The 8445-nt window shown below is 37.3% G+C and carries 6 protein-coding genes and 1 pseudogene; all 7 read left to right on the top strand.

Going from position 1 to position 8445, the window contains the following annotated elements; genetic code table 11:
* The first annotated feature begins 776 nt into the window (after positions 1-776).
* On the top strand, positions 777-2405 hold the full coding sequence (locus tag GCA01S_RS18170) for an amidohydrolase (protein WP_042412168.1): 1629 nt from the start codon (positions 777-779) through the stop codon (positions 2403-2405).
* A gap of 194 nt (positions 2406-2599) precedes the next feature.
* Entirely contained in the window at positions 2600-3835 is a 1236-nt protein-coding gene (locus tag GCA01S_RS18175; protein WP_042412170.1) for a Zn-dependent hydrolase, read from the top strand.
* A 37-nt stretch (positions 3836-3872) separates the two neighbouring features.
* The gene (locus GCA01S_RS18180; protein WP_042412172.1) at positions 3873-4073 is read left to right on the top strand and encodes a DUF3311 domain-containing protein; all 201 of its coding nucleotides are present in this window, start codon (positions 3873-3875) and stop codon (positions 4071-4073) included.
* Positions 4070-5557 (top strand): sodium:solute symporter family protein, encoded by a 1488-nt coding sequence (locus tag GCA01S_RS18185; RefSeq protein ID WP_017435368.1) that lies wholly within the window; start codon positions 4070-4072, stop codon positions 5555-5557. Before GCA01S_RS18180 ends, GCA01S_RS18185 begins: the two co-directional genes overlap by 4 nt.
* A gap of 930 nt (positions 5558-6487) precedes the next feature.
* The gene (locus GCA01S_RS18190) at positions 6488-7210 is read left to right on the top strand and encodes a M15 family metallopeptidase (RefSeq protein WP_255212311.1); all 723 of its coding nucleotides are present in this window, start codon (positions 6488-6490) and stop codon (positions 7208-7210) included.
* A 279-nt stretch (positions 7211-7489) separates the two neighbouring features.
* A pseudogene (locus GCA01S_RS19735) lies at positions 7490-7603 on the top strand (aminoglycoside 6-adenylyltransferase); the annotation flags it as partial.
* Between the two features lie 100 nt (positions 7604-7703).
* A partial coding sequence (locus GCA01S_RS18195) for an IS982 family transposase (RefSeq protein ID WP_042412176.1) occupies positions 7704-8445 on the top strand: 742 nt, incomplete at its 3' end.

An 8445-nucleotide genomic window follows, 5' to 3' on the forward strand; every position in this document is an offset into this window, starting at 1 on the left:
CAGGAATGCTCCTTTTTTAATTAAAATATTATGTAGCTAAATAACTTTTCTTGCACATAATACGTTATAGGTATTAGAGCCTCTTAGGTTATATGAACAAAATATCCCTTTAGCAACCATTCAAAATTCCAAAATCTTATCCGTGAAATGAAGCAGAAAGAAAATTAGTAAGAGCTTGCAATGGGCATTACACTGCAAGCTTTTTGTATGCACTCGCGGTCATGTTACGAACACCTTGTAAGCAGTATAGAATCATTGGGTTCGGAGACTAATAAATGAGCATTAAAAGCTTGCTGATTTCTTAGATCGCACCATTACTTTTAACATCAAAGGAAGACGATTTTTATCGTCTGCAGGAAAGCCCTTCTTACTGCATGTGTTATATTGCATCTTTATGCATAAATTCGAATTTTTACCTTAGTTTTGCAACGCTATTTTATACTTAATGTAAGATGATAATTTAGAAATATTTTACTTTTTGTTTAATGAAAGCGATTTACATCATTGATACAATGTAGTATTAGAATAATCCACAGAATTAGCGATACTAAATGCATTGTGGTAACAGCACTTTCTTCCATGTTTTAAACGTTTCTTTAGCAGCTGATGCGGCTTTATTGACATCTTTTTGGTAGAGATCATCAGCTGACACGTGTTGCATAAAATAAATAGTTTTCAAGTTATTTATTTTTTAGCACTTTTTCCGTTACCTACTGTTCGGATATACCTTTAAATACCGGCGTTTTTAAAGATTAATTTTTGAAAGGGATGTGTTTATGAAAGCAGACATTGTATTTATAAACGGAGAAGTTATTACAGTAGACAAAAAGAATTCAATAGTCGAATCTGTAGCTGTAAAAGGTAACCGTATCGTAGGTGTTGGTTCAAACCAGGAAATTAAATGTTTTATTGGGGAAGAAACAGAAGTTATCGATTTGGAAGGAAAAACACTTCTTCCTGGATTTATTGATTCTCATATTCACCTGATTTTATATGGTGTTTTTCAGTTAGGGGTAAGCTGTAAAGCTCCTCATATCGACTCTGTTGCAGCTGTGTTAGATGCTCTGAAGAAAAAAGCACTGGAAACTCCCAAAGGTGAATGGATACGAGCTTGGGGATTTAACGAAACCGCGGTAAAGGAAAAACGTTATCCAACGATTGCTGAGCTAGACGCAATTTCAACAGATCATCCAATTATCGTATCTCGCACTTGTGGACATATCAGTGTGGTAAACAGCAAGGCGCTGGAGATGGCGAAAATTGACGAGAATACACCAGACCCTAAGGGAGGGGTGATTGAAAAAGATCAGGCAGGAAGGTTGACAGGAAGATTAATTGAAGCAGCAAATATGAAAATGAACGAAATAGCGAGTTATACAGAGAGCGAACTTATGAAGGCAGTGAAAATAGCATCAGACCACTTCATTGCAGCAGGCATTACAAGTATTCATGAAGCAGGTGCATTTGGCCCTGATAGTTACCGTTTGCTACAAAAAGCTGTAAAAAACAAGGATATCCGTGTTCGTATATATGCTATGATTTCTTCGTTAAATAATTCCCATGAATTTGTTGACAAAATGATCAAAGCTGGAGTAATAACCGGTACTGGGGATGAAAAGTTCAAAATCGGACCGGCTAAATTGTTTATAGATGGAAGTAGCACAGGTCCAACCATTGCAACTCGCGACCCTTATTCAAGTGATCCTAACAATTCAGGCATTCTTTATTATAGTGAGGAAGAAATCTATCGAGTCCTAGGCGAGGCACATAAAAAAGGATATCAAATCACTGTGCACGCCCAAGGAGATAGAGCCATTGAAATGTATTTAAATTGTGTGGAAAAAGCGTTGGAGGAATTTCCAAGGAAAAACCATCGACATCGGATCGAACATGCAGGCATTTCAACACCTGATTTACAAGAAAGAATAAAAAAACTTGAACTTATCCCTATTCCAAATCCTCCGTTTCCATATGAATTTGGTGAGATATATATTCACAATTATGGTGATCGTGTCAATTATATGTACGCTATTCGGGACTTTATGGATAAGGGTATCATGGTAGCAGGTGGTTCAGACTCACCGATTACTGATTATAATCCTTTATTAGGAATTCATACCGCAGTTAATAGAAAAAGCCAATCTGGAATGGAGATTGGAACTAATCAATCCATTAGTGTAATGGAAGCGATTAAACTTTATACATGGAATGGCGCTTATGCAAGTTTTGAAGAAGAGATAAAAGGAAGTATAGAAGTCGGAAAGTTAGCGGATTTAGTTGTTTTGAGTGATAGTGTTTTGCGTGTTAATCCAGATAAAATTAAGGATTTGAAAGTAGAAGCAACAATGATTGATGGTGAGATTCTCTATCAAAGAGGAAATTTGAAAAGAGGGAAATGGGGTTGAAATGATGTAACTTGTGTATGGTTATTTCAAGGTAAAGTTCAAGTAAAATTTCTTATCAACTGGTTCTCCACGGTAAATTTTGCAAAAAGTTTGTTCTGAAAATTCGGTAAACAGATTACCCGGTTAGTTAAACGATACGAAAGTCACAAATATATTATAGGATTACTAAATTATTTGAAGAAGGAGTGTAAATGATGGAACAACAAAAATTGTTAATTAATGGGGAAAGGCTAAAAAATACGCTTGAACAATTTGCAAATTTTGGACGTACAGAAAACAATGGGGTAACTCGTTTATCATTGTCTGAAGAGGATAGGTTAGCTCGAGATTATTTTTGTTCTTGTTGCGAAGAATTAGGTATGTCCATAAAGATCGATGATATGGGTAATATTTATGCTACTCTAGAAGGGCTTGAAAACAAGCCGCCAATAGTGATCGGTTCACATTTAGATACTGTAAAAAATGGCGGACGGTTTGATGGAGTCTTAGGAGTGGTTGCTGGTTTAGAAGTGGTAAGAACATTATTAGAAAATAATATCAAACCACTAATCCCAATCATGATTGTTAATTTTACAAATGAAGAAGGTGCTAGATTTGAACCTTCATTGATGGGATCTGGGGTTCTTTCAGGTAAATTCGAAAAATCTATCATGCTACAAAAAACAGATGCTGATGGTATCACTTTTGAAGAAGCATTAAATTCTATTGGTTATGCAGGTAAAGAAGAGGCACGTTTGAAAGAAGCTACTGCTTTTTTAGAGTTGCACATTGAACAAGGTCCAATTCTTGAACGAGAATCATGTTCTATTGGTATCGTTGAATGTGTAGTTGGAATGGTGTGCTATGAGATTGAAGTAACTGGGGAATCTGACCATGCAGGAACTACTCCTATGGACATGAGAAAAGATGCTCTCTTTGCAGCAAACAACTTAATAACTGAAGTAAGGCAAAAAATGAGTGCGCTTGATCATGAATTGGTGTATACCATTGGAAGAATGAACGTATTCCCTAATATACACACGGTTATTCCAAATAAAGTTGTCTTTTCACTCGAAGCTAGACATAAAAATCCAGCGGTTATCAAGCAAGTGGAGGAAATTATCCAAGGACTTGCACAATCATCTTTCAAAGAAGGATGTGAAATCAAAACAAAAAAATTATGGGATCGGGATACGGTTTGGTTTAATAAGCAAATCTGCGATCTGTTAGAACAATCTACAAAAAAATTAGGCTATTCCTATAAAAGAATGGTTAGTGGCGCGGGTCATGACGCTCAATTCATAGCTAGCTATATACCAACTGCCATGGTTTTTGTTCCAAGCATCAATGGAAAGAGCCATAGTGAAGATGAACTTACCACTTGGGAAGATTGTGAAAAGGGAGTAAATGTAATATTAGAAACCGTTCTTGCAATGCAAAAAAAATTTTAAATCATAAAAAACATCTTGGCTAGAGGGGAGGGATATTTTGAAATATATTAAAATTTTGCTCTGGGTACCTTTTATAGGATTGTTAGGTTTCTTGTCCTTTGCGAATAAAATAGAGCCATATGTGTTAGGAATGCCTTTTCTTTTGTTTTGGATTGTATTTTGGATGGTACTTTCTTCGGTTATTTTAACGATTGTGTATAGATTTGATCCCGATAATAAAGGGAGTGATCCAGAATGAATATATCCTTAATTATTATTTTTATGTTCTTAATCCTAGCTCTTTATTTAGGAATAAACGCAAGAAAAGGAAAAGATATGAATATGCAGCAATTTGCTGTTGGTGGCAGAGGCTTTGGAACCTTGTTCGTTTTTTTGTTAGTCGCAGGTGAGGTTTATACAACGTTTACGTTTCTAGGTGGAAGTGGGTGGGCCTACTCAAAAGGAGCTGCAGTTTATTATGTTCCCACATATATATGTTTGGCATATGTGCTATCTTATTGGCTTGTCCCTAAAATTTGGAAATATGCTAAGGAACACAGTGTTATCTCGCAACCTGACTATTTTGCATCTAAATACAACAGCCGTTCAATGGGGATTATAGTGGCTATTTTGGGAAGTATGGCCCTTGTACCTTATATAGTTATACAAATTAAAGGATTAGGAATAATTGTTTCAGAAGCTTCTTATGGAGCCATTTCACCAGTTGTCGCAAGTTTTATAGGCGCAATAGCTGTAACTACTTATGTAATAATCTCTGGTATCCATGGTTCAGCGTGGACTGCTGTAATTAAAGATATTATGATTTTAGTAGTTGTTGTATTTTTGGGAATATATATTCCTATCCACTACTTTGGCGGAATTCAGCCAATGTTTGAGTCAGTTCAGTCTGTTAAACCTGAGATGCTGACATTGTCAAATCAAGGGCTAAGTATATCTTGGTTTATCTCAACGGTTCTTTTAAATGCTGTAGGTTTTTATTTATTACCTCATTCTTTCTCCGTCGTTTTATCCGCAAATGGAGAAAAAACACTCCGTAAAAATGCTATTACTTTACCTTTATACACTTTATTATTGCTTTTTGTCTTTTTCATAGGCTTTACGGCTGTTGTACAGATTCCAGGTTTGCAAGGAGCCGAAGGAGATCTCTCTCTTTTAAGATTAGCGATTGAAACTTTTGATCCATGGGTAATTGGTATAGTCGGAGCCGCTGGTTTACTGACTGCTTTGGTGCCGGCTTCTGTTATGCTAATGTCTGCATCTGTTGGTTTAACAAAAAGTTTTTACAATGCCATTGTTCCAAAAGCTACGGAAAAACAGCAATTAATTGCATCGAAATTATTTTTAATTGGAATTTCTTCTGTCGCTTTAATCTTTACCATAACAGGTGGAGAAGCACTAGCCATACTAAACATCATGTCATATAGTCTTATTTCTCAATTAGCACCAGCATTGTTTTTTAGCTTTCCAAAAAATAATCTTATCAATAAGTACGGCGCCATTACAGGAATTGTTGCGGGGGTGTTTATAGTTTTATATGCGACGATTTTTAATGTAAAGATCGCAACTTTCTTTCCAAATGTGCCCCATGTAATTAATGATATCAGCACAGGAGCAATCGCATTATTAATAAATACTGTAGTAACTTTAGTTGTTAGCATTTTTACTAAAAATATGGATATTAACAAGAAACAAATGAGTGATATTGAAGCAAGTAATTATTAATTTATAATTTGTGAAAATTATGTAATTTTTTAGGTGGTTAGGTGGTGGTCGAATCCCTCTGAGACCCAATAACTAACTATGAAACTCATTCTTCCCATAAAAATTTTACAAACATTCTTCTATTAGCATTGATCATGAAAATGAACAGCTATTTTTAATTGATCAAAATAACTTTTCCACTTTTGATTTTCTCAAAATACCCATTCATTAATGCAAATCATAAAAGTAAAGGAATGACCATGGGAGGGAGGGGAGTAACCGCTCCTTTTTTCCTTTTGTTCCAGAGTTTAGTTCAACGATTTCAAATCTGCGCATATCCGTAGTGGCCAGCAATTTAAATAGATGATTATACAATGCCTTTCTGTGTTATTGTCTTTTTCTAAAAAATGAAACAGCTTCTGTAGTTCTAGTCAGTAGTTTTTTATTAAGCTATCCTGAAAATGAATATTTTCATCCTTCTGGTGGTGCCGCAATTATGCGGCATGGTTGTCCCCCATGGAAGAATAAAATTTCTTTCATCATCTGTGGTGCTGTGAAATGCGACATGGGTGGCTAATGGGGAAGGGTAGTTGAAAAAGGATTTGATTTGAATTGTAGAAATTATCGGTGTGGAAAATAGTTCTTTTTAGAAAGGAAGTAATAAGATGTTAGTTCTAGGCCAAAGGCAAAGGCTTATAAAGTTTATTTGGATAGGTGATGAAGGTGATAGAGGAAGAGCTTCAGACGAATTTTTTGGGTTCCTATAAGCCTCTATGGTGAAGCTCACTTCATGGGTAGCCAGCGAGACAGTATAGTTCAACAATAGAATTTTCAAAATATTCCTAGAAAATATAGGTTGAATCATATACAATAGAAAATGTTGTCGGTCATATTAAAGACTTAGAATTGTTTGCGGAGAGATGGAACGGAGAAATCCGGAGTTTTTTGTAGGTGGCTAAACCATTACAAGAAGGGGATAGTTTTATGAAAGAATTAAGAAAAATCTTAATGAGTGATCCATTAGTTTTCACAATGAATGTACATCCTTCTCAAGAACCATTTGTTGACCTTGTTAATTTTGATCCAGATATCGTTGTAGATCCATCTCTTTCTAACAGGAGTCGTTACTTTTCTTTTGTCCGCCTTTCCGTAGCTAATAAACTTTCCTTAGCTAAAAAATTACTTCCAAAAGGTATTCGTTTTTTCATTAAGGAAGGATACAGGCCTTTACATATTCAACAGCGAGCCTTTGAGCGGGCATTACAACGGGTAAAGGAAAATTCTTCAAATAGAGATTTAGATCATTTAATGGCTGAGGCATCCAAATACGTAGCACCTCCTGATGTAGCTCCTCATCCAACAGGTGGTGCAGTAGACTTAACCCTGATTGACGCCAATGGTATCGAATTGGATCTTGGCACACCATATGATGCCATACCGCAAGAAACGGACAACGCAACTTTTTTTGATGCGACAAACATCAGTACACAAGCAATGCAAAATCGCCAGATCCTCGCACACGCTCTTCAGTCTGTTGGTTTTGTTAACTACTTCACGGAATGGTGGCACTGGTCATACGGTGACAGATACTGGGCGGTAATGACTAATGCGGATCATGCTCTTTATCATCCCGTTTCAGAACAAGAATTGTTGAATCTGTTGCAAAAGGCATAACTGCAACATAATCAACCTTTTTATGAATAAACGATTCCATTGGGGTTGCTGCAGCAGCTCTTTTCTTCTGAAGCTCCCATGGAAGAATAAATTAACTTCCATCATCAGTGGTGCCGACGAAGCGATGCATGGGTGGCTAACGGGGCAGTTTAGTTCAATAAAAAATATAATCTCTGGATGGTATAATTAAGATATTACTTCTTAACTTTGGGGGATAGGAATGCTAAAAAGAAAATATGGAGACCGTTCGTATCGAAGGAAGGGGTGATATATGTGAAAATGAGAACAGAACAAGAAATGTTGGATTTAATCATAACATTTGCTAAGCGAGATCATCGTATACGTGGAGTGCTAATGAACGGTTCTCGTGTAAATCCAAACATAAAAAAAGACCCGTGGTGCTAGATAAAATCAGACAAGCATAAAAAATAGCCCTTGCATGAGGATCTCCTTTAAATGAAAGTGCGACCAAACATTTAAAAGGAGAATTCACATGCAAGAGCACTTTCATTTTACAACAGATCGTGTCAAACTTCAAAAACAATATGCATCGATTTTGCTTTTTGTATCGGCTCAACTATCGAGTATCCAGATTCCTCTTCAACGTCGAAATCGTCATTTGTTGAAACAGGAAGACGAAGTCATCATCACCATCCATGTCCTTGGAAAGTTGTTGGGCTTCACTTCCGAACGGGCTTGGCACCGGTTTGTGATCGGGAATTTGTTTCCCAAGGCCTTGTTCCCTGAGCGTTCTCGGTACAACCGTCGCTGCCGAGCGCTTAGCTTTGCGATCAAGTGGATTCGGCACCAGCTGGCCAAGCGCGGGCAACACCATGCGTATGCGGTCGTGGACAGCTTGCCGATCGAGCTGTGTCATTCAGCTCGAATGCATCGCGTCAAACGATTCCGTGGAATTGCCGATATTGGCTATTGTGCTTCCAAAAGGATCACTTTCTATGGGTTGAAACTTCACCTGCAGGTCACCGACCAAGGGCTTCCGATGGGATATGTCGTCACCGAAGCGTCTTGTCACGACCGGGTGGCCGCTGAAACCGTCATGACGCAAATTCCACATCCGTATAACCTCGGTGACAAAGGGTATATCAGCCAAAAGCTGCAAAAGAAGCTGTACGAAGAGCACCGAGTCGCTTTTTGGACGCCCGTTCGAAAAAATCAGCGAATTCGCCAATCGGACGCATGGAAACAGTGGATGAAGCGAAAACGTAAAGTGGTGG

It is taken from the genome of Parageobacillus caldoxylosilyticus NBRC 107762, assembly GCF_000632715.1.
In the GTDB taxonomy this organism is placed as follows: Bacteria; Bacillota; Bacilli; order Bacillales; family Anoxybacillaceae; genus Saccharococcus; species Saccharococcus caldoxylosilyticus.